This is a genomic window from Mesorhizobium sp. M1050, assembly GCF_040318715.1.
Taxonomy (GTDB): Bacteria; Pseudomonadota; Alphaproteobacteria; order Rhizobiales; family Rhizobiaceae; genus Mesorhizobium.
In genome coordinates this window covers 1-19805 of the sequence record NZ_JAMYMV010000093.1, presented here as the reverse complement: position 1 = coordinate 19805, position 19805 = coordinate 1, and the positions used below count along the sequence as shown (strand labels likewise).

The window sequence follows — 19805 nt, the reverse complement described above, 5'->3', positions numbered from 1 at the left end:
CCCTCTGGCCAGGCGGGCCCCACACCCCGGGGGCGGGGGGGGGGCGGCCCCCCGGGGGGGGGGCGGGGTGTGGGGAGGTTGGGAATGCCCCCGGCAGCAACCCCCAAACGAAGCGGCCCCCCCCCCCCCCCCCCCCCCCCCCCCAGGGGGGGGGGGGCGGCCCGCCCCCGGCCAGAGGGGGGTGCGAAGGAATTCGGCCTTTGTCGGAAGGCCGCCTCATGACCACCTTCCTCTTCGACGGCCACGACACCGCCCCCATCACCATCCTGCTCGCGCATGGCGCGGGCGCGTCGATGGATTCGCCGTCGATGACCGCCACCGCCAAAGCGCTGGCTGCAGTCGGCTTCCAGGTTGCGCGCTTCGAGTTTCACTATATGGCCGCGCGCCGCTATGGGCATCGCAAACCACCGCCGCGAGCCGAGACGGTGAACCCGGAATATATCAAGGCGATCGCCGACCTCAGGGCCAAGGGCGTGGCCGGTCCGCTGATCATCGGCGGCAAGTCGATGGGCGGGCGCGTCGCCTCGATGGTCGCGGACGAGATGTTTGCAAAGGGTGAGATCTCGGGCCTGCTGTGCCTCGGCTATCCCTTTCACCCGCCTGATAGGCCAACGCAGCTGCGGACAAAACACCTCGCCGATCTGAAGACACCAACGCTGATCTTCCAGGGCACGCGCGACGAATTCGGCACGAAGGACGAGGTTGCGACTTATGCGCTTTCCGGCAGCATCGAGGTCCACTGGCTGGAGGACGGCGACCATGACCTCAAGCCGCGTAAGAGCTTCTCGGGCTTCTCCGCCGCCGATCATCTGAAGACATTGGCCGAGGCGGTGAAGGCGTGGTCGGGTCGGATCGTTGCCTGACCTTCGATGAAGATAGCCTCGTTCAACGTCAACAACATCAACAGCCGACTCGAGAACCTGCTGGCGTGGCTGGCTGCCGCAAAACCCGATGTCGTCTGCCTGCAGGAGCTGAAGGCGCGCGACACCCAGTTTCCGCGCTCTGCTCTTGCCGCTGCCGGCTATGGCGCGGTGTGGAAGGGCGAGGCGACCTGGAACGGCGTCGCGATCCTGGCGCGGGGGTCGGAACCGGTGCTGACTCGCGATGCCCTGCCCGGTGATGATGCCGACAGACAGAGCCGCTACGTCGAGGCGGCGGTGAATGGCATCATCATCGCTTGCCTCTATGCGCCGAACGGCAATCCGCAGCCGGGACCGAAATTCGCCTACAAGCTGGCCTGGCACGCGCGACTGGAGGCGCATGCCGAACAGTTGCTCGACACCGGCCTGCCAGTGGTGCTGGCCGGCGATTACAACATCGTGCCCGAACCGCGCGACATCTATGCCACCCACTCCTATGACGACAACGCGCTGGTGCAGCCGGAGAGCCGGGCTTCGTTCGCCGCGTTGCTCGAGCAGGGCTGGACCGACGCCCTGCGCAAGAAACACCCGAAGGAGACGCTCTACACCTTCTGGGACTATCGCCGGAACCGCTGGCCGCGCGATGCGGGCTTGAGGCTTGACCACATCCTGCTGTCGAAGAAACTGGCGCGGCGCCTGACGGCTGCCGGCATCGACCGCGACGTGCGCGGCGAGGATGGCGCCAGCGACCACGCGCCGGTGTGGGTGGAATTGAAGTAGGCGATTGGGTCCAAGCCTGTTGCGGCGGCGTCCCTCTTACCGGAGGCGGAGTCCAATCTGGTGACGACGAAGGCGCTGGCCGGCGGCTGAGGCGGCAACGAATGTCTCGTGAGACCTGTCGCGCAACTGTGTTGCCCCGGCACCGCCGGCGCAAGACTTCGCGGATCGGACGAGAGCGCCAAGCGCCTGCCGTGGTCGACGCGGACGGGGGGGCGCATTGTTGGGATGCTGGGGCGCCCGCGTCAACCAGGGCGGCTCGTACCGCCGCATTAGCAGCATTGCATATTGCACGGCGGCCGAAACTTCCGCGAAAGCGGAATAGGCGGAGCTAAAGCGCGGATTCAGTGCCCAAATCCAGGCGCGCCTGAAGACAGTTTTTCTTTCTTGCCGGCGCAGCATGTGCTCGAGGCAGTGGTGGCGGTGCCGAAAGAGCGAACAGTCCGGCGTCGAGGCAGGGCGGTTGCGAGGGGCGGGAAGGTGCTCGCACTGCCGTGTGCCGCCTGGAGGCAAAATGACAAGCAGAAGAAAAAGTGGCCCGGCGGCCAGGTGCAAAGGAAGGCACGCCGGGCCCAGCCGACTTCTGGCGGTCGCCGGCCGACCTCTATATTCGCTGTCTCTAATATTAATGCAAGCCATGTCAGACCGGTGGAAAAGGCGGTCGAGCGTCAGAAGTCAATTGCGCCGCCTGCGATCGACACCAGTGTGACGGCCAGTGGGCTCCAGGCCGCCGTTGCCAAGGTTCTTCCTGCGATGCGCCCTGGGTGTGCAAGCGGCGCCCGATGTTCCCTTGTCCGGGCTTGAAACGGTCACATCAGGCTTCTGCGTTTTCCTGTAGGACGAAGGTCTTAGCTGCCGGACGCAAAGGTCCAAGGGGGCCTGTTCGGTTCCGGCAATGTGCATTGGACGTTCTATTATTTTAGTCAAAACTGATATGATGGCCGGGCTAAAAACTTAGCCGGACAAGGGTCTTTCGCCAATAATTCGGGCATGGAAAGTGTGGTTTTGGCAAGATGCCTCTCATGAGGCTGGAAGACGCCGTTGAGCTATCTCCGAGGCATCGAGATGCGCTTGTGGAGCCCGACCGATCGGCTATTTGCTCGCGCTTTTGGTAGCCTCAGTTCACGTTCACCAAGGGTGAGTGGCGGCGCCGCCCGCCCTTCTGCAAGTGCCCCGACTCGTGTCTTGTCGAACCGGCCTTCGCGGGTCGGGTGCCGCTTGATCAGGGCCCAATCCCGCTGCTCGATGGTCGGGCCATCGGCCTGCGGTGCATCATCTTCGATGGCGGTGCGTCGTTTGCCGCGCGGTCCAGTCCTTGAAATGACTGGAGGCGAAACTCGGGGGTGTCGACAAACAACAAGCTGAATCGCATTAATCCGCCTCGGATACGCAATTTATCCACCAAGATTGAGAGCTATTCTGAGCCAATCACGAGCATCGTTCCAACAGTCATTGAATATTCTTGCCAACGTCATGATGGCTTCAATTCTGGAATTTGGAATGGAACCCCTGGCCTGCCGTGGAGTTTCCATCCAGGGCGGAGTTTCAGTTACCAATAGGAGATGGTCATGAGACTTTATCTTTCGAGCGCAGCGGCCGCGGTCGTCCTGATGGGCGGCATCGGTGCGGCGCTGGCGGAAAATGTCGTCATCGTCCAGCCGCAGCAGGAGACGGTCGTTCGCGAATACATCAAGAGGGAGCCGCTTGCGTCGGTGAACCTTCTGGGCGTCGAGCTCAAGCTCGGCTCGTCGGTGCCGGACACGGTCGAACTGCGTGAGGTACCCGATGTCAGATATCGCGTCGCCGTGATCAACCACCAGACGGTTCTGGTCGATCCCGAGACACGTCAAATCGTCGAGGTCCTGCGCTGAATGATGGTGCCGACAAAAGGCTGTCCGAGTCGCCTTGCCTTGGGAAAAGTCCGCCGCGACTTGGCAGTCGTGGCGGGCTCTGTTTTTGAGGCCGGCCTTGCTTGTTTGGCGGCCAATCTGTCCAGAGGCGGGTTGGAACTCCCAACCTCTCCCATGGGGGGAACCATGGGGGAGAGAGATCGGCCCGTTGTCAGCCCAGCTTATTCCGCCGCCAGCCTGTCCTGCGTCTTCGTCTCGAAGTCGCTGGCGTCGTGGCGCTCGTGCAACTGCAGGGCCGGCTCGCCGAAGGCGCGGTTGACCATGCGGCCGCGCTCGACCGCCGGGCGTGCGTCGATTGCCTGGGCCCAGCGCTGCACATGCTTGTACTCGTGCACGGACAGGAACTCGGCGGAATCATTGTACATGCGCCCGAGCGCCAACCCGCCATACCAGGGCCACACCGCGATGTCGGCGATAGAGTAGTCCTTGCCGCCGAGATATTCTGTCTCTGCCAGCCGGCGGTCGAGCACATCCATCTGGCGCTTCACCTCCATCGAGAAGCGGTCGATGGCGTATTCGAACTTTTCCGGTGCATAGGCGTAGAAATGGCCGAAGCCGCCGCCCAGATACGGCGCCGAGCCCATCTGCCAGAACAGCCAGGACAGCACCTCGGCGCGGGCCGGCTGTTCGTTGGGAAGGAATTCGCCGAATTTTTCCGCGAGATAGACCAGGATCGAACCGGATTCGAAGACGCGCACCGGCGTTTTGCCGCTGCGGTCCATCAAGGCGGGAATCTTGGAGTTGGGATTGATCTCGACGAAGCCGCTGCCGAACTGGTCACCATCGTTGATCCTGATCAGCCAGGCGTCATATTCAGCGCCCTTGTGGCCGCGCGCCAGAAGTTCCTCCAGCATGACCGTCACCTTGACGCCGTTCGGCGTCGCCAGCGAATAGAGCTGCAGCGGATGCCTGCCGACGGGCAGTTCCTTGTCATGCGTGGGGCCGGCGATCGGCCGGTTGATGCTGGCAAAGGCGCCGCCGCTGGGCTTGTTCCAGGTCCATACTTTCGGCGGGGTGTATTCGGTCATCTCGGGGCCTCGTGTTCGGGGGGCGTGTGAAAGATTGCAGGTCCATGTAAAGCTAGGGCTGCGGATGGGGAAGTTCAACTTGCGTTGAACTATTGTTTTATGACGCCGCACCGAGCTTCTCCTGCATAAGGGATGAGGTCAGCACTACACCCCTTGCACCGTCTCCGGTGCGGCATAGGTATAGGGAATAACGCCACGCCAGAGCATTGCATCGCAGGACAAAAGCATGACCATCAATCCCAATCCGCGCTCGGTCGTTACCCTGCGGGCCACCGTTCCCGAAGACGCCTTTACGGCCGGGGCCCTCGGCACGCTCAGGGAAGGCAGCGGCGTCGTCATTCGCAATGACGGGCTCGTGTTGACCATCGGCTATCTCATCACCGAGGCGGACGAAGTCTGGCTGACCACCCATGACGGCCGCGTCGTTCCCGCGCATGCGCTGGCCTATGACCAGGAATCGGGGTTCGGCCTGGTGCAGGCACTGGCACCACTCAGCCTGCCGGCGGTGGCGCTGGGCGATGCCGGCAAGGCGAAGGTCGGAGACGCCGTCGTGCTGACGGACGGCATCGGTCAGTCGGTGCAGGCAAGGATCGTCACCAAGCAGGAATTCGCCGGCTATTGGGAGTATCTGCTTGACGAGGCGATCTTTATTGCGCCGGCGCACCCGTCCTGGGGCGGGGCAGGGCTGTTCGGCTCCGACGGTTCGCTGCTCGGCATCGGTTCGCTGCGCCTGCAGATGAGCCGCAACGGCGAGGTCGCCGACATCAACATGGTCGTGCCGATCGATCTGTTGCCGCCGATTCTTGACGATCTGCTGACGCGCGGCCAGGTGGCCAAGCCGCCGCGCCCGTGGCTCGGCGCGTTGTCGGCCGAAAGCGACGGCAGAGTGGTGGTGATGAGCGTGACCGAAGGCGGCCCGGCGGCCAAGGCTGGCCTGCGCGAGGGCGACATCATCTCCGACATTCGCGACGGCGCGGTCGACGGGCTGGCCGATTTCTACCGCAAACTGTGGGAGAGCGGCTCGGCGGGCGCCGAGATCCCGATGCGGGTGCTGCGTGACGGCCGCGAAACCTGGCTGCGCGTCAAGTCGGCAGACCGCGGCAGTTTTCTGAAAAAGCCGCAGTTGCAGTAGGCGCTTCGCAAAGATGTTCAGGGACAGAGGGGGACGCGAAGGAACGCCGTACGCGCCCCGACAAGTTTGCTGACGGAAACTGACAGCAATTCATGCCACGATGCTGGCCAATGACGATAGGCGCGATGCTGGAGGCCGGACCACAGTGAAAGCGATGGCGCGGACGGCACCGAACGGGCAGGCTGGCTGATGGCGCCGGTGAAGGTCGATCCCGACAAGGTCCGGGAGTTTCCGGATCCGGAAAGCTTCTACGCCTGGCTCGACAAGCATCATGGCACGGAAACCGAAGTGTGGATCAAGATGCACAAGGTGGGATCGGGATTGAAGTCGATCACGCCCAAGGAAGCCATCGACGTCGTTTTGTGCTTCGGCTGGATCGACGCGGTGCGCAAGGGGCTGGACGAGAAGAGCTTCCTGCAGCGCTACACGCCGCGCGGCAAGAAGAGCATCTGGAGCAAGATCAACATCGACAATGTCGCGCGGCTGGTCGCGGAGGGCCGCATGACCGAGCATGGGCTGAGGCAGGTCGAGGCGGCCAAGGCCGACGGGCGCTGGGCGCGCGCCTATGGCAGCGGCAAGCAGATGAAAATCCCCGATGACCTGCAAGCGGCGATCGACGCCGAGCCGGCAGCCAAGGAGATGCTTGAGAAACTCAGCGCGCAGAACCGCTTCGCGCTCGCCTTCCGCACCCACAACATGAAGACCGAGGCCGGCCGCAAGAAGAAGATCGAGACGTTTGTGGCAATGCTGAAGCGCGGCGAGACGATCTATCCGCAGCGGAAGTGAGCCCCTCAGGCGCCCGAGTGCGGATCGATGCCGTATGGATGCACGGAATAGCCAGGACCGATGGCGTCGCGCACGCGGCGGGTCCATGCGACGAAGGCCGGATAGTATCACCAAGTTCGTTAGTATCGCGATAGGTGTAAACGCTTCGGCGTAGATCGATGGATTGAGACGCCGGCGGGACAGCGCCCCCCTCTGGCCTGCCGGCCATCTCCCCCACGAGGGGGAGATCGGCTGTATGCGGCGCTTGCGCCTCTTCCTCTGACGCTCGCCATCGCGTATGGCCCCGGGGAAAATCCTCCCAAGTTCCAATTCTCCCGGAAACCGCATGATCAGACTTGAAAGCATCAGCAAGCAGAACGGCCGTCAGCTCGTCTTCATCGAGGCGTCGGCGGCCCTGCAGAAGGGCGAGAAGGTCGGCCTGGTCGGCCCCAACGGCGCCGGCAAGACGACGCTGTTTCGCATGATTACCGGGCAGGAGCAGCCCGACGAGGGGCAGGTGCAGGTCGATCGAGGCGTCACCATCGGCTATTTCAGCCAGGATGTCGGCGACATGGAAGGCCACAGCGCGGTGGCCGAAGGGATGAACGGGGCAGGGCCGGTGAGCGAAGTCGCGGCAGAAATGGCCGCGCTCGAGGCCGCCATGGCCGATCCCGACCAGGCCGACCAGATGGACGAGATCATCGAAAAATATGGAGAGGCACAGCACCGCTTCGAGGAACTCGACGGCTATGCGCTGGACGGCCGCGCGCGGGAAGTGCTCGATGGTCTCGGCTTTTCCCAGGAGATGATGGACGGCGATGTCGGCAAGCTGTCTGGCGGCTGGAAGATGCGCGTGGCGCTGGCCCGCATTCTTCTGATGCGCCCCGACGCGATGCTGCTCGACGAGCCGAGCAACCATCTCGACCTGGAAAGCCTGATCTGGCTGGAATCCTTCCTGAAGAACTATGACGGCGCGCTCTTGATGACCTCGCACGACCGCGAGTTCATGAACCGCATCGTCAACAAGGTGGTGGAGATCGATGGCGGCTCGCTGACCGCCTATTCGGGAAACTACGAATTCTATCAGCAGCAGCGGGCCATCGCCGACAAGCAGCAGCAGGCACAGTTCGAGCGCCAGCAGGCGATGCTGGCCAAGGAGATCGCCTTCATCGAGCGCTTCAAGGCGCGCGCCTCGCATGCCGCGCAGGTGCAGAGCCGGGTGAAGAAGCTGGACAAGATCGACCGCGTCGAGCCGCCCAAGCGCCGCCAGACCGTGTCCTTCGATTTTCTGCCGGCGCCGCGCTGCGGCGAGGACGTGGTCACGCTGAAGAACGTCCATAAGGGTTATGGCAGCCGCTCCATCTATGAGGGGCTCGACTTTCAGGTCCGCCGCCGCGAGCGCTGGTGCATCATGGGCGTCAATGGCGCCGGCAAGTCGACGCTGCTGAAACTGGTCGCCGGTGCTTCCGAGCCCGACAACGGCACGGTCGCGCGGGGGCCCAGTGTAAAAATGGGCTATTTCGCCCAGCATGCGATGGAAGTGCTGGAAGGCGAGCGCACCGTGTTCCAGACGCTGGAGGACGCGTTCCCCCAAGCCGGCCAGGCGCCGCTTCGGGCGCTCGCCGGCTGTTTCGGCTTTCCCGGCGACGAGATCGAGAAGAAGTGCCGCGTGCTGTCAGGCGGCGAAAAGGCGCGGCTGGTGATGGCGCTGATGCTGTTCGATCCGCCCAACCTTCTGGTGCTGGACGAGCCGACCAACCATCTCGACATCGCCACCAAGGAGATGCTGATCACCGCGCTGTCGCAGTATGAAGGCACCATGCTGTTCGTCTCGCACGACCGGCATTTTCTGGCAGCCCTTTCCAACCGCGTGCTGGAGCTGACGCCTGAAGGCATCCACACCTATGGCGGCGGCTATACGGAATATGTCGAGAGGACGGGGCAGGAGGCTCCTGGGCTGCGAGGCTAGGGCGACAGCGGCTATTTGTGGAAAGAAGGGCTCTGTGTACTCTTCACGATGCTTGGGAAAGGCTCCGGAATGAGAATTGCAATGTCCGTCGCATTGGCCGTGACCATGGCGGGGTGCGCGACCTCTCCGGTCGACTATGGCGCGTCGCTTTCGCAGCAAGACCAGAAATGGGCATCGCCCGAATGCCAGCAAGCCCGCCTGGCGGCGTCGGACTACGAGGTTCGCGAGAAAGAGCATCCGGGATGGGGCTTCGGCGTTTTGCTGGGCCCGTATTCAATGGGGCTCGTTGCAGCCATCAAGGAGCACGAGCAAAAGCAACGAAGACTGTTCGCCCGCGAGGTGCACCTGCAATGCTCAAGCCTCCCGCTGCCGAAGGAGTTGCAGGGCGATCTTAGCCCCGCGAGTGCTCAGACAAAATATCCGTAGCCACGACCGACAGGCCAGGTCCTGGTCGTCGACGACAGCGAGGCGATTGTCCGATTATCCCCCGGCAAGACGCGGCAGCAGGAAAATTTCGGAGCCTTTTGGCAATTCCTTCGACCACGTATCGCGATAGATCGTACCGTCGATGGCGACGGCGATGCCTTTGTCGATCAAGGGCTCGAGGCCGGGATACTGTTCAGCCAGCTTCCTGAACAGCTCCCTTATGTCCTTGGCCTCGATCTCGACCTTGCTCTTGCCTCCGGCGATAGCACCTAGCGATCCCCAGAGCGTCACTTCGACCATCAGCCTGCCCGTTCCTCCAGCGCCGCCAGAATGCGCGGCGGCGACATCGGGATATGCGTCATCCGCACCCCGACCGCATTCGACACCGCATTGGCGATCGCAGCCAGGGGCGGCACGATCGATGTCTCGCCGACACCGCGCACCCCGTAAGGGTGGTTGGGGTTGGGGATTTCGAGGATTTGCGTGTCGATCATTGGCAGGTCCGAGCAGACCGGGATGCGATAGTCGAGGAAGCCGGGATTCTGGAGCCGCCCGTCCTTGCCGTAGATATACTCCTCGTTGAGCGCCCAGCCGATGCCTTGCGCGGCACCGCCCTGATACTGTCCCTCGACATAGGTCGGGTGCACCGCCTTGCCGGCATCTTGCACGACCGTGTAGCGCAGAACCCGTGTGGCGCCGGTCTCTGGATCGACCTCGATATCGCAGATATGGGTGGCGAAGGAAACGCCCGCGCCATCGGCGACGAGCTCGCTGTGGCCGGCGATCGGTCCGCCGGTCTTGCCCGACTCGACCGCGATCTCCTTCAGCGACAGCTTGCCGAGATTGCCATGCTTCTCGCCCTTGGCAACCGCGTGGCCCTTTTCCCAGACCACGTCGTCGACGGAAATGTCCCACATCTGCGCGGCGCGTTCCCGCAGGATCTTGATTGCATTGCGGGCGGCCGAAATCGTCGCCATGGACGACGAGAAGGTGCCCCGGCTGCCATCGGTCATGTCGTTATAACCGAGGCTGGACGTATCGGCGACGATCGCCTTGACTTGACTATAGTCGATGCCGAGCTCTTCCGCCGCGACCAGCGACAGCGACGCACGGGAACCACCCACATCGACCGTTCCGACGGCGAGCGATACCGAGCCGTCCATGCCGATGTTGAGGTCCGTGCAGGTCTGGCCGCCGAAGTTGAACCAGAAGCCGCAAGCCATGCCGCGGCCCTGGTTCCTGCCCAGCGGCGCCTTCATGTGCGGGTGGCTCTTCACCGCCTCGAGCGTCGGGCCGATGCCGATCGGGCCGTAGACCGGGCCGTAGGACGACCTCGTGCCTTCCTGTGCGGCGTTCCTGATCCGGAACTCGACCGGGTCCATGCCGACCTCCTTGGCCAGCTCGTCGATCGCGCTTTCCACCGCAAACGCCGCCATGGGCGCCGACGGCGCGCGATAGGCTGCGGTCTTTGGCCGGTTGACCAGCACCTCGTAGCCGACCGTGTTGACGTTCTCGAGCTTGTAGCAGGCAAACGCGGTCATGGCACCGATCTCGGCCCACATGCCCGAATAGGGGCCGCAGGAATAGCGCAGTGTCGCCTCGGCGGCAGTGATCGTGCCATCCTTGCGGGCGCCGATCTTGACGTCGATCGAGGTGGCGCTGGTCGGACCCGAGGCGCGGAAAACCTCGTCGCGGGTCATCACCAGCTTGACCGGGCGGCCGGCCTTGCGCGACAGCGCCAGGGCGACCGGCTCGGCCCAGACATGGGTCTTGCCGCCGAAGCCGCCGCCGATCTCCGAGGAGGTGACGCGCAGCTTGGAAGCTTCCATGCCAAGGAGCTGCGCGCAGTGCTGGCGGTAGACGAAATGGCCTTGCGTGCAAACCCAAAGGTCGGCAGTGCCGTCGGAGCTGACGCTCGCCACGCAGGCATGCGGCTCGATATAGCCCTGGTGCGTCTGCTCGGTCTTGAAAGAGCGCTCGACGATGAAATCGGCGTGGCCGAACCCTTGATGGACATCGCCGTGGCCAAACTGGCTTCGCTTGGCGACGTTGGACGGTTTTACCGGCTTTTCCTCCAGGCCCTCGGTGAAGATGGCGTCGTTGATGAGGGGTGCGGAGTGTTTCATCGCCTCGTCGACATCGGTGACATGCGGCAAAAGCTCGTAGTCGACCTCGATCAGCTTCAGCGCCTGCCTGGCCGTTCGGGCGTCGACCGCTGCCACGGCGGCTACCGCGTGGCCGTCATAGAGCGCCTTCTTGCGCGCCATGCAGTTGTCGAGGATGTCGTACATGGCGGCATCGCCATTGGTGAGGTCGGGCAGGTCGGCCGCGGTGATCACCGCTTTCACGCCGGGAAGCTTCTCTGCCTTGGACGTGTCGATCTTCCTGATCGTGGCGTGCGCATGCGGGCTCCTGAGGACACGCCCGACCAACTGGCCGGCCATGTTGAAGTCCGCACCGTAGCGGGCGCGACCCGTCACCTTGTCGACGCCATCAGGACGGATGGGGCGTGTGCCGACAGAAGTAAAATTGCGACCGGAGTAACGCGGATCGAAATTCATGGTCAGGCTCCCTTCATCACGCTGGCGGCGTCCTGGACGGCGCGCACGATCTTGTCGTAGCCGGTGCAGCGGCACAGGTTCCCGGCGAGGCCGAAGCGGATTTCCTCCTCAGTCGGGTCGGGGTTCTTGGCCAGTAGGTCCTTCGCCGCAATCAGGAAGCCCGGCGTGCAGATGCCGCATTGGAGTGCTGCGTGCTCGAGGAACTTCTGCTGCAGCGGATGCAGTTTGTCGCCATGCGCCATCCCCTCGATGGTCTCGACGCGCCGGCCTTCAGCCTCCGCGCCGAGCACCAGGCATGAGCACACCAGCCTGTTGTCGAGGATGATGCTGCAGGCGCCGCAGTCACCGGTGCCGCAGCCTTCCTTGGCGCCCGTCAGCCCCAGGCGATCGCGCAGGACGTCGAGCAGCGTCTCGTCCGGTTGGCAAAGATACTCGACATTGTCGCCGTTGATCGTCGTTGAAACCGCAACTCCAGCCATCATTTGCCTCCTGCACGTGCGTAGGCGGTCGTGGCGGCCCGCTTGGCCAGCACGCCCGCAACTTTTCTTCTGAATTCGATGGTGCCGCGCTTGTCGTCGATCGGACGGCAGGCGCCCGAGCAGACCTTGGCGAGCCGCTCCAGCGTCGCTTCGTCCAGCTTGGAGCCGATGAGAACCTCTGCGGCCTCTTCGACCAGAAGCACCGTCGCCGCCACGGCGCCCAGCGCAACGCGAGCCGATTTGACGACACCGTGCTCGTCGAGCGTCAAATTCACGCCGGCACTGACCACCGCGATATCCATCTCCGTGCGTGGAATGAAACGCAGATACGCATCGCCCGAATGCGGCGCGCGTATGTCGAGCAGGATCGCCTCGATGATCTCGCCTTTGGCCAGGGACGTCTTGCCCGGCCCGGTCGGCACGCTCTGCACGGGAATCGTACGCCTGCCCGCCGGCCCGACGACCGATGCCCTGGCGCCTGCCGCAACAAGCGCTGGCACGCTGTCGGCAGCCGGCGAGGCGTTGCAGAGATTGCCTGATATCGTGCAGCGTCCCTGTACCTGTTTCGAGCCGATCAGCTTGGCCGCTTCGACGACGCCGGGCCATGCCTTTTTCAGGGCAGCGCTCTCTCCCAGGACGGCGCAGGGGACTGCGGCACCGATGCTGAAGCCTTCAGCCGTTTCGCGGATCTCGCTCAGGCCGTCGATCGCCTTGATGTCGACGATCAGGTCGGGTTCGACAAAACCGCCCTTCATCCTGACCAGGAGGTCGCTGCCTCCCGCGAGGATGGCGGCCGTGCCTGCCGAACCGGCCAATTGGCCAACGGCATCTTCGATTGAAAGCGGACGTATGTAGCGCATCGTCTCCCCTTGGTTATCGCAATCTCAGCGACCGTTATAAACGGTCTCCTCACAATGGCTATCCGGTTCCTCATCTGCGGCGATTGGGCCAGAGGGCGCAAATAGACCGAACTGGCGTGCGGCCCGGGTGGCCGGAACCGGCTTTGAGGTGATTTTCGGGAAACTTCGGCTATGGATCAAGTGCGCTCTTTGGACCCGGAACGGCCGGTATCAGCCGGTCGATGCGGCAGTGTTAACCGCCAATTGCGCGTCAAAGGCACGTTTGTAGGTCGGACGATCGGTTTAACCTGCGCAGTCCCGTCAGAGGGTCGCCGGCGCTGAATGTGCCATCGTCGGCACCGCACGGAATTTCGAAGTTCGAACTGGCTGAATGCGTCCTTTGGATTCTAGCGCAGCAGCCCTTCCGCTTCGAACGTGTCCCAGCCTTCCAGCTTTGGCCGTGAAGCATCATCCTTTCCCGAGTTTCTGGTACCGCGGGCCTTGCCCTTCCGTTTTCCTGCTCGCGTCAGAGCGGCCTTGCCGGCCCCGCGCCGCCTGTTCTCGGAGGCTTCTCGCGCATCGTCCTCCCTCCAGGCCGCCGCCAGGTCACGATCGAGAATGTCCTCGATGTGCCGTGAATCGAAGACATGGAAGGTGACGGCCTTGGATCGCCCGCGCATCTTGACGGTGCGCGTGCCGACGCTTTTCAGGCGGCCATCCCTAAGCCACTTGTGACGTTCGCGGGAGGAGATTGTGAGAATGTCTTCAGCCTCCCGCGGAAGCACGGGCAGTGCTTCTATCCCTTCCAGGGTCCTGGAGATGATTGCCGAGGCGGCATCGAACGCATCCGTGTCGCTTTGCACCATACGCAACACAATGCGGCCCGTCTCAGCCTTGACAAACGTCCTCACCACCCACGGCAGACGGGCTCGAATTTCACGTTCGATCCCTTTCAAGCGTAGGGCTGAGCCAAGCGTCGCCGATGGCGGCAGCGTCCACTCGGCAACCAATGACGGGCCGGTACTCATGCCTCGATCAGGGGCGGTGAAGATTGCCGCGACGATGCCAGTCATCAACTTTCGAAAAGAACCGTGCTGCTTGTCTGCAGAGTCCATGTCTCATTTTCGCTCACCAAGGGTTCGTGGAACGACTGTTCGCACAGAAAACAACCGAAATCATGGTCAACAGTTCCTTAGATCGCGGAGGCGAAGGCCGGTTCGGTTCCGTCGGCAGATTCAACCGCTGTTCGGGTTCGATCGCGAGGCGGCTTGGACAGCGTTGTCGAGGGTGCGCCATCGCTGACCCACGCCATCGGGGTAGCGGCCGTCACCCTGCGGCCAGCCATTTGCGAGATTGAGCGAAGGTCTTGAACGCCTTGGCCTCCATCGGGCGGCCGAAAAAATAGCCCTGCAGGATATCGCAGCCGAGCTCTTTCAGGATGCGCGCGTGCTCCATCGTCTCGACGCCTTCGGCAACCACTTCGATGCCGAGCGATTTGCCGATCTCGATGATCGACGCCACCAAGTGCCGCTGCGCCGACGAGCCGGTGATGGGCGTGATCAGCTGGCGATCGATCTTGAGGCGGCGCGGCTGCAACTTGAGCAGCGATACGATCGAGGCATGGCCGGTGCCGAAATCGTCGATCTCGATGTCGATGCCGAGATCCTTGATGTGTTCGATGTTCCAGGTAACCAGATCATCATTCTCGTCGAGGAAGATGGATTCCACCAGCTCGAACGATACGGTTCCGGGCTTGATGGCGAGCGTACGCAGGCCCTCGATCAGGTCCTTGTCCTCCAGGCGCGTGGCCGAGACGTTGACCGACACACGCGGGATATTGAGATGGCCGCGCGACCAACGCTCGAAATTCTCCAGTGCGTGCTTGAGGACGATGCGGTCGATCAGCGCCACGACATTGAGCTCTTCAGCCACCTTCAGATAGGCGTCGGGGGCCAGGATACCGCGCCGCGGGTGCTTCCAGCGCGACAATGCCTCGACGCCGACGATCTCAAGCGACTTGGCGTCGAACTGCGGCTGGTAGTAGGCGATGAATTCGTTACGCTCCAGTCCGCTCAGGATCTCATCGGCGGTCTGCTTGGTCCGCACGATTTCGCTCTGCAACTCCTCGTTGAAGAACTCATGGCGGTTGCGGCCACGGCTTTTTGCCCGGTAAAGCGCGAGATCGGCGTTGACGAGCAACTGCTTCGTGTCGACACCGCTGTCGGCGGCAATGCCGATGCTGACCCCGAAGCGGCAAGGATGGCCCTGATAATCGACGGGCTGGCGCATCTCCTCGATGATGCGGTCGGCGAGCGCCGAGAGTTCGTCGTCGTCACGCCCATAGGTCACGACGACGAACTCGTCGCCGCCGATGCGCGCAACGAAATCGGCGGAGCCGGCATTTGCCTTGATGACTTTCGAGGCCTGCACCAGCATGGCATCGCCGGCTGCGTGGCCGAGCGTGTCGTTGATCTGCTTGAAGCGGTCGAGGTCCAGATGCAGCATCGCTGTGCGGCGGTCGGATTCGCCGGTATCGGCCAGCATCTCGTCGAGGTAGCGGCGATTGGGCAGGCCGGTGAGCGAATCGTGCAGCGCCACATGCTCGATGCGTGCCTTGGCCAGCTTCAGTTCGTCGTTCTTGGATTCCGACAGCTGGCGCTCGCGAATGAGGGTCTCGGTGAGCAGCACGTCGCTGGTCACGTCCCATTCGGCGCCGATCATCTTGGGCGTGCCGCCAATGCCTTGGAAGTAGCTTGCGCGCGTGCGCACATGGCGGACGCTGCCATCGGGGCGCAGCAGCCGGTATTGCGAGGAGTAGAGGCCTTTTTTCGCCGCAGCCGAATCGAAATCCCGCTTTGCCCGCTCGATATCTTCGGGATGGATGGCCTGTGCCCAGTCTCTATAGCCGCGCGACCTTCCGTCGGCGGACTTGCCATAGATCTCGTTCACGCGATCGTCCCACACCAGCTCGTTGGTGGTGAGGTCGTGCTCCCACACGCCGATGCCCGAGGCTTCCAGCGCCAGTTCCAGGCGACCGGACAGGCGCCTCAGCTCGGCATCGTTTTTCTGCCTTTCGCCGAACAGCCGCCCGGCAATGAGAATCGGCAGCACCACCAGCGCGCCGGCGAGCAACATCAGCGATCGCAAGGTCCACTCGTTCTTAGGAGCTGCCGGCCAGCCACCCTTGGGAATGGCCGAAATTCGCCACGAACCTGAAGGCAGTTGCACATCGGCGGACACGGGATTGCCGGCGACGACATTGTCGCCGCCGAAGAATCGTTCGCCGCCGCCGCCTAGTGCATCCTTGCCGATGAGTGCGATGTCGATGTCGAGATCCGCGTCGGTCAGCCCGCTCGCCGCGTAGAGCCGGTCGACATCGACCACTGCCGACACGATGCCCCAGAAGCGGGTGCCGCCGCCCGCAGTCGGCACAAAGACCGGGATGCGGCCGATGAAGGCGTTCCCGCCCTGCGCAAGTCTGACCGGGCCGGCGAGCACCAGCACGCGCTGGTCGCGCGCCCGCAGCGCCGCCATGCGTTGCGCCTCGTTCTTGCGGTAATCGAGCCCGATAGCCTTCTCGTTGCCTTCCATCGGATACATCAGCGAGATGACGAGGTCGGGCGCTCCGGCGATGTTATGCAACTGCGATTTCCGCTCGAACAGGTTGCGCGCAAGCGAGGCAAATCTCTGCTGGCCCATATAGGGCTCCGTCACGATGGTCGAGACGAGCCCCTGAACAAGCTGAAGATTGCCGTTTATGTTGCCTTCGAGCTTGGCGCGGATGATGCTGACCTTGGCCAATACGTCGGCGCGCGCCAGCTGATCGGAAACCCTTCTGTTCTGCTGGTCGGCAACGACGGCGCAGACCAGGAGCACGACAAAAGCGATCGCCGCCGGCAGGTTGGCGGACGAAAAAATGGCCCGTCTTACGTGGCCTAGACTGAATGCCGTTGTGGCCAATTCGACCTGAACACCCTTCCTGAACAACAGCCCCCGAACTGATCCTAGTAGCAAACGCTTAAATTTGCCCTTCCAGGCTGGCGGCAAATTTCAGCATCAACAGCCTGCGCCGGCATTGGGGTCGTTGGCTGAACCTGTGCTTATGGTGGCGCGATTACATGTCGCCGCTGGCGGGGCTTTCGAGACTGGATTGGTCGCGAAAGCCGCTCGCAACAGCCAGTCCGATCTGGTCGGCGGCCAGCTGCAAAAGCTGCACGCGTGAGGCAACCTCCAATTTGCGATAGATGTTGTTCATATGGATTTTCAGTGTGCCTTTGGAGATACCGATATCGATCGCGATGCGTTCGTACGGCTTGTCCGCGGCAACCAGTCGGGTGATCTCCATCTCCCGCCTGGTCAGCCGCGACGACAGTTTCTGCCATTTGACCCGACGGAATGCTTCGTTGTGCAGGGCCTCGCCGACAATCTCGGCCGGCAGCCAGCGGCCGCCCGCGGCGACCTCGTGGATACATCTGAGCAGCGCTTCGACGGCGGTCTCCTTGAACACGATTCCGGCAACGCCAACCGCAACCGCGTCGTAGAGCTGCGCTTGCGAGGCACCGACCGTTAAAAGCACGCAAAGTGTGGCAAGGCCCTGCCTACCGATTTCGGCGGCGATATCGAGACCGCTCAGTCCCGGCATGCTGATGTCGAGCACGGCGATATCAGGCACGTCGCGCCGGATCATGGCCATTGCGACGGTGCCGTCCTGCGCCGAACCGACCACCCGGAAACCGGGATCGCGGCCAATCAGGTCGGTCAGGCCGTGCAGCAGCAGCGGATGGTCGTCCGCGATGAAAACCGTGGTGACCATGTTCAGCTCGCCAGCAGCCGGCCTTTGGTGTCACGGCCCCATGGTGCAACGCTGCCACCGATGGATGGCGGCCAAAGCGCTTGTTCGGTCATGCTTCTTCCCCCTTTGCTACGACTCGCGAGTGACTGCTTCTCGACGGAAGCGAACACCGACACGGCTCGCATTCCCCAAAGCGTGAGGCCATGCTGACAGAAGCGGCGCGACTGTGCAAAACATTAGCAACTGCTTAGTTAATGCTGACGTGGTACCTTCGGCAAGACGTGCAACGGCGGACTGAAAGAAGACGCTACTCCGGGATGCCGATGTTGGTCTTCATCTTAAAAAGACCCATCGGCATCGTCAGGAAATTTTTGTAATTCCCACAATGAAACCCAAATATGGAAAATAATGCAACCGAAATCGCGACGTTATTGTTTGCATCGCGAAGAACTTCTCCGCAATTAACTTTATCATCTGCCTATAACCTGGGTTATATAGACGAACGCATTGCGACCTGCGAGATATGGTTTAGGGAATATTAACGTCCAGGTGATCGCTAGGGTCGTTTGGGGGTTTTGGGGTTTTGGGGTGTGAGTGTAGCTGTCAGTCCGACGGTGGGCCAGTTCCGCCATGCGGGAATAGCTGTGTCTGGTGAACGGGAGGCGGTCTCCCCGCCGGTCCTTTCGCTGTCAAAATCTCCATTCAAAGCCGCTTTTGTCACGAACGACTGCTCGCCGGCGAGACCGCGTTCAGCGGACAGCAAGACGCCCGGCTACGCAACAGGTTTGGGTAGTCAGCCGCCTTGCGCGGCCAGCAGCAGAACGCGCCTGACGGCGCAGGGGGAATTGAGAACATGACCGACACTGTGATTGATCTGTCCGGCGGAACCACCTCCGCGACATTGACCGACGGCACCATTCTTACCGCCTCACCACAAGGCGATGCCGGTACAGGCAACTATGACACGTTCCTTGTGCTTGGCGCACAGAACACGGAAAGTGGCTTCAACACCGATGGCTCTCCGCTGCCGCTGGATGACAAGCAGCAGGAGCATACGAACGCACTTCTGCTGAGCAGCATGCAGGTGGTGACCGTAGGCGGCCACGATTATTACGTGTTCAAGCTCGACGCCAACGAGCCGAACAGCGCGACGGGGTCGCTACTGTCCCTTGACTCGTTGAAGATCTATTCGGCGACGGATCCAAATATCACCGACCTATCGGTGCTTCAGAGCCAGCCGCCGCTCTATGACATGGACGGGAACGGCAATGTGACCGTTCAGTTGAATGCCGGCAAGGACGCGCCGGCAGGCAGCGGACAGGGTGATCTGTTCGTCTATATCCCAACCAGTTTCTTCACCGGCGCAACCGGCAACTACATCTATCTGTATTCGGCCTTCGGCACTCCCAGTGGTTCGGACGGTGGATTTGAGGAATGGGGCGTTATCACCAGGCACAGTCAGGGGCCGGCGATCGGCATCGACAAGGTGACGGTCGACGGTGCGGTCAAGGCCGACGGCCTGACGATCCTGACCGGCGAGGCTATCTCCTGGCAATATACGGTGAGCAACACCGGCAACGTCGCGCTGTCGAATATCGTCGTCACCGACGACCACAATGTGGTCATCACGCCGGTGCTTGGCGATGCCACGCACAATGTCGGCGACATCAACCACAACGATCTGCTCGACATCAACGAGCACTGGATTTTCACAGGCAGCGGCTCGGCCATCACAGGCGACTATGCCAATGTCGGCACCGTGTCAGGCACGGCCGGGGCGGTCACGGTCTCCGACACCGACGGCTCCAGCTATTTCGGCGCTGCCCCTGATATCCACATCGAGAAGGTGACGGTCGACGGTGCGCTCAAGGGCGACAATCTGACGATCCTGACCGGCGAGGCGATCTCGTGGGAATACACGGTGACCAATGGCGGCAATGTGGCTCTGTCGGGTGTCAATGTGACCGATGACCATAACAACGTGGTCGTCACCGCGGTGCTTGGGGCTGACCTTGTTCACAACGTCGGCGACACCAACAAGGACAACAAGCTCGACACGACCGAGTCCTGGAGCTTCACCGGTACCGGCGTGGCCGGCATTGGCGCCTACAGCAATATTGGCACGGCCACCGGATCGTTCACCGACACCGCCGGTGACCCGGCCACCCCCACCGACACCGATGGCTCCGGCTATTTCGGCGCCAATGCGGCGATCAAAATCGAGAAGGTGACGGTCGACGGTGCGACATCCGGCGACGGTCTGACCA

General features: G+C 62.5%; 16 protein-coding genes. 8 read left to right on the top strand and 8 right to left on the bottom strand.

The features are described 5' to 3' along the window. The first annotated feature begins 218 nt into the window (after positions 1-218). The 3 genes from NKH57_RS30475 (at position 219) to NKH57_RS30465 (ending at position 3508) form a co-directional block, all read left to right on the top strand. A complete protein-coding gene (locus tag NKH57_RS30475; protein ID WP_352949850.1) occupies positions 219-863 on the top strand; it encodes an alpha/beta hydrolase family protein in 645 nt (214 codons plus the stop codon). Positions 864-869: 6 nt separating this feature from the next. After that, positions 870-1640 carry an exodeoxyribonuclease III gene (locus NKH57_RS30470; protein ID WP_352949848.1) on the top strand — a complete coding sequence of 257 codons (771 nt, stop codon included), beginning with the start codon at positions 870-872 and terminating at the stop codon, positions 1638-1640. A gap of 1565 nt (positions 1641-3205) precedes the next feature. Next, positions 3206-3508 (top strand): DUF1236 domain-containing protein, encoded by a 303-nt coding sequence (locus NKH57_RS30465; protein WP_031260460.1) that lies wholly within the window; start codon positions 3206-3208, stop codon positions 3506-3508. Between the two features lie 200 nt (positions 3509-3708). On the opposite strand, the gene yghU is transcribed toward NKH57_RS30465, so the two are convergent. Continuing rightward, positions 3709-4575, bottom strand: a complete 867-nt coding sequence (gene yghU, locus NKH57_RS30460; RefSeq protein ID WP_352949846.1) for a glutathione-dependent disulfide-bond oxidoreductase — start codon at positions 4573-4575, stop codon at positions 3709-3711. Positions 4576-4801: 226 nt separating this feature from the next. Between yghU and NKH57_RS30455 the strand changes: the two genes are divergently transcribed. The 4 genes from NKH57_RS30455 (at position 4802) to NKH57_RS30440 (ending at position 8867) form a co-directional block, all read left to right on the top strand. Then, positions 4802-5707, top strand: coding sequence for a S1C family serine protease (locus NKH57_RS30455; protein WP_352734747.1), 906 nt, complete (start codon positions 4802-4804; stop codon positions 5705-5707). A 189-nt stretch (positions 5708-5896) separates the two neighbouring features. Then, on the top strand, positions 5897-6493 hold the full coding sequence (locus NKH57_RS30450; RefSeq protein WP_023760099.1) for a YdeI/OmpD-associated family protein: 597 nt from the start codon (positions 5897-5899) through the stop codon (positions 6491-6493). Positions 6494-6818: 325 nt separating this feature from the next. After that, on the top strand, positions 6819-8441 hold the full coding sequence (locus tag NKH57_RS30445) for an ABC-F family ATP-binding cassette domain-containing protein (protein ID WP_352949843.1): 1623 nt from the start codon (positions 6819-6821) through the stop codon (positions 8439-8441). A gap of 69 nt (positions 8442-8510) precedes the next feature. Then, positions 8511-8867 carry a hypothetical protein gene (locus NKH57_RS30440; RefSeq protein WP_031260462.1) on the top strand — a complete coding sequence of 119 codons (357 nt, stop codon included), beginning with the start codon at positions 8511-8513 and terminating at the stop codon, positions 8865-8867. A 54-nt stretch (positions 8868-8921) separates the two neighbouring features. On the opposite strand, the gene NKH57_RS30435 is transcribed toward NKH57_RS30440, so the two are convergent. The 7 genes from NKH57_RS30435 to NKH57_RS30405 form a co-directional block, all read right to left on the bottom strand. Next, positions 8922-9167: a MoaD/ThiS family protein gene (locus NKH57_RS30435; protein ID WP_352949841.1), complete on the bottom strand. Its 246-nt coding sequence runs from the start codon at positions 9165-9167 to the stop codon at positions 8922-8924. Next, complete coding sequence (locus tag NKH57_RS30430) at positions 9167-11428, bottom strand: xanthine dehydrogenase family protein molybdopterin-binding subunit (RefSeq protein WP_352949839.1); 2262 nt, start codon at positions 11426-11428, stop codon at positions 9167-9169. The genes NKH57_RS30435 and NKH57_RS30430 overlap by 1 nt, the downstream gene beginning before the upstream one ends. A 2-nt stretch (positions 11429-11430) precedes the next feature. Then, positions 11431-11907, bottom strand: a complete 477-nt coding sequence (locus NKH57_RS30425) for a (2Fe-2S)-binding protein (protein WP_352734737.1) — start codon at positions 11905-11907, stop codon at positions 11431-11433. After that, positions 11907-12767 carry an FAD binding domain-containing protein gene (locus tag NKH57_RS30420; protein WP_352949837.1) on the bottom strand — a complete coding sequence of 287 codons (861 nt, stop codon included), beginning with the start codon at positions 12765-12767 and terminating at the stop codon, positions 11907-11909. The genes NKH57_RS30425 and NKH57_RS30420 overlap by 1 nt, the downstream gene beginning before the upstream one ends. Before the next feature lie 386 nt (positions 12768-13153). Then, positions 13154-13819 (bottom strand): hypothetical protein, encoded by a 666-nt coding sequence (locus NKH57_RS30415; RefSeq protein WP_352949835.1) that lies wholly within the window; start codon positions 13817-13819, stop codon positions 13154-13156. 253 nt (positions 13820-14072) lie between these two features. Next, complete coding sequence (locus tag NKH57_RS30410) at positions 14073-16706, bottom strand: bifunctional diguanylate cyclase/phosphodiesterase (protein WP_352949833.1); 2634 nt, start codon at positions 16704-16706, stop codon at positions 14073-14075. Between the two features lie 154 nt (positions 16707-16860). Next, positions 16861-17559: a response regulator gene (locus NKH57_RS30405; RefSeq protein WP_352949832.1), complete on the bottom strand. Its 699-nt coding sequence runs from the start codon at positions 17557-17559 to the stop codon at positions 16861-16863. Positions 17560-18391: 832 nt separating this feature from the next. Between NKH57_RS30405 and NKH57_RS30400 the strand changes: the two genes are divergently transcribed. Then, positions 18392-19805, top strand: a 1414-nt coding sequence (locus NKH57_RS30400; RefSeq protein ID WP_352949830.1) for a CLIPPER-2 domain-containing protein, incomplete at its 3' end; no start/stop codon positions are given.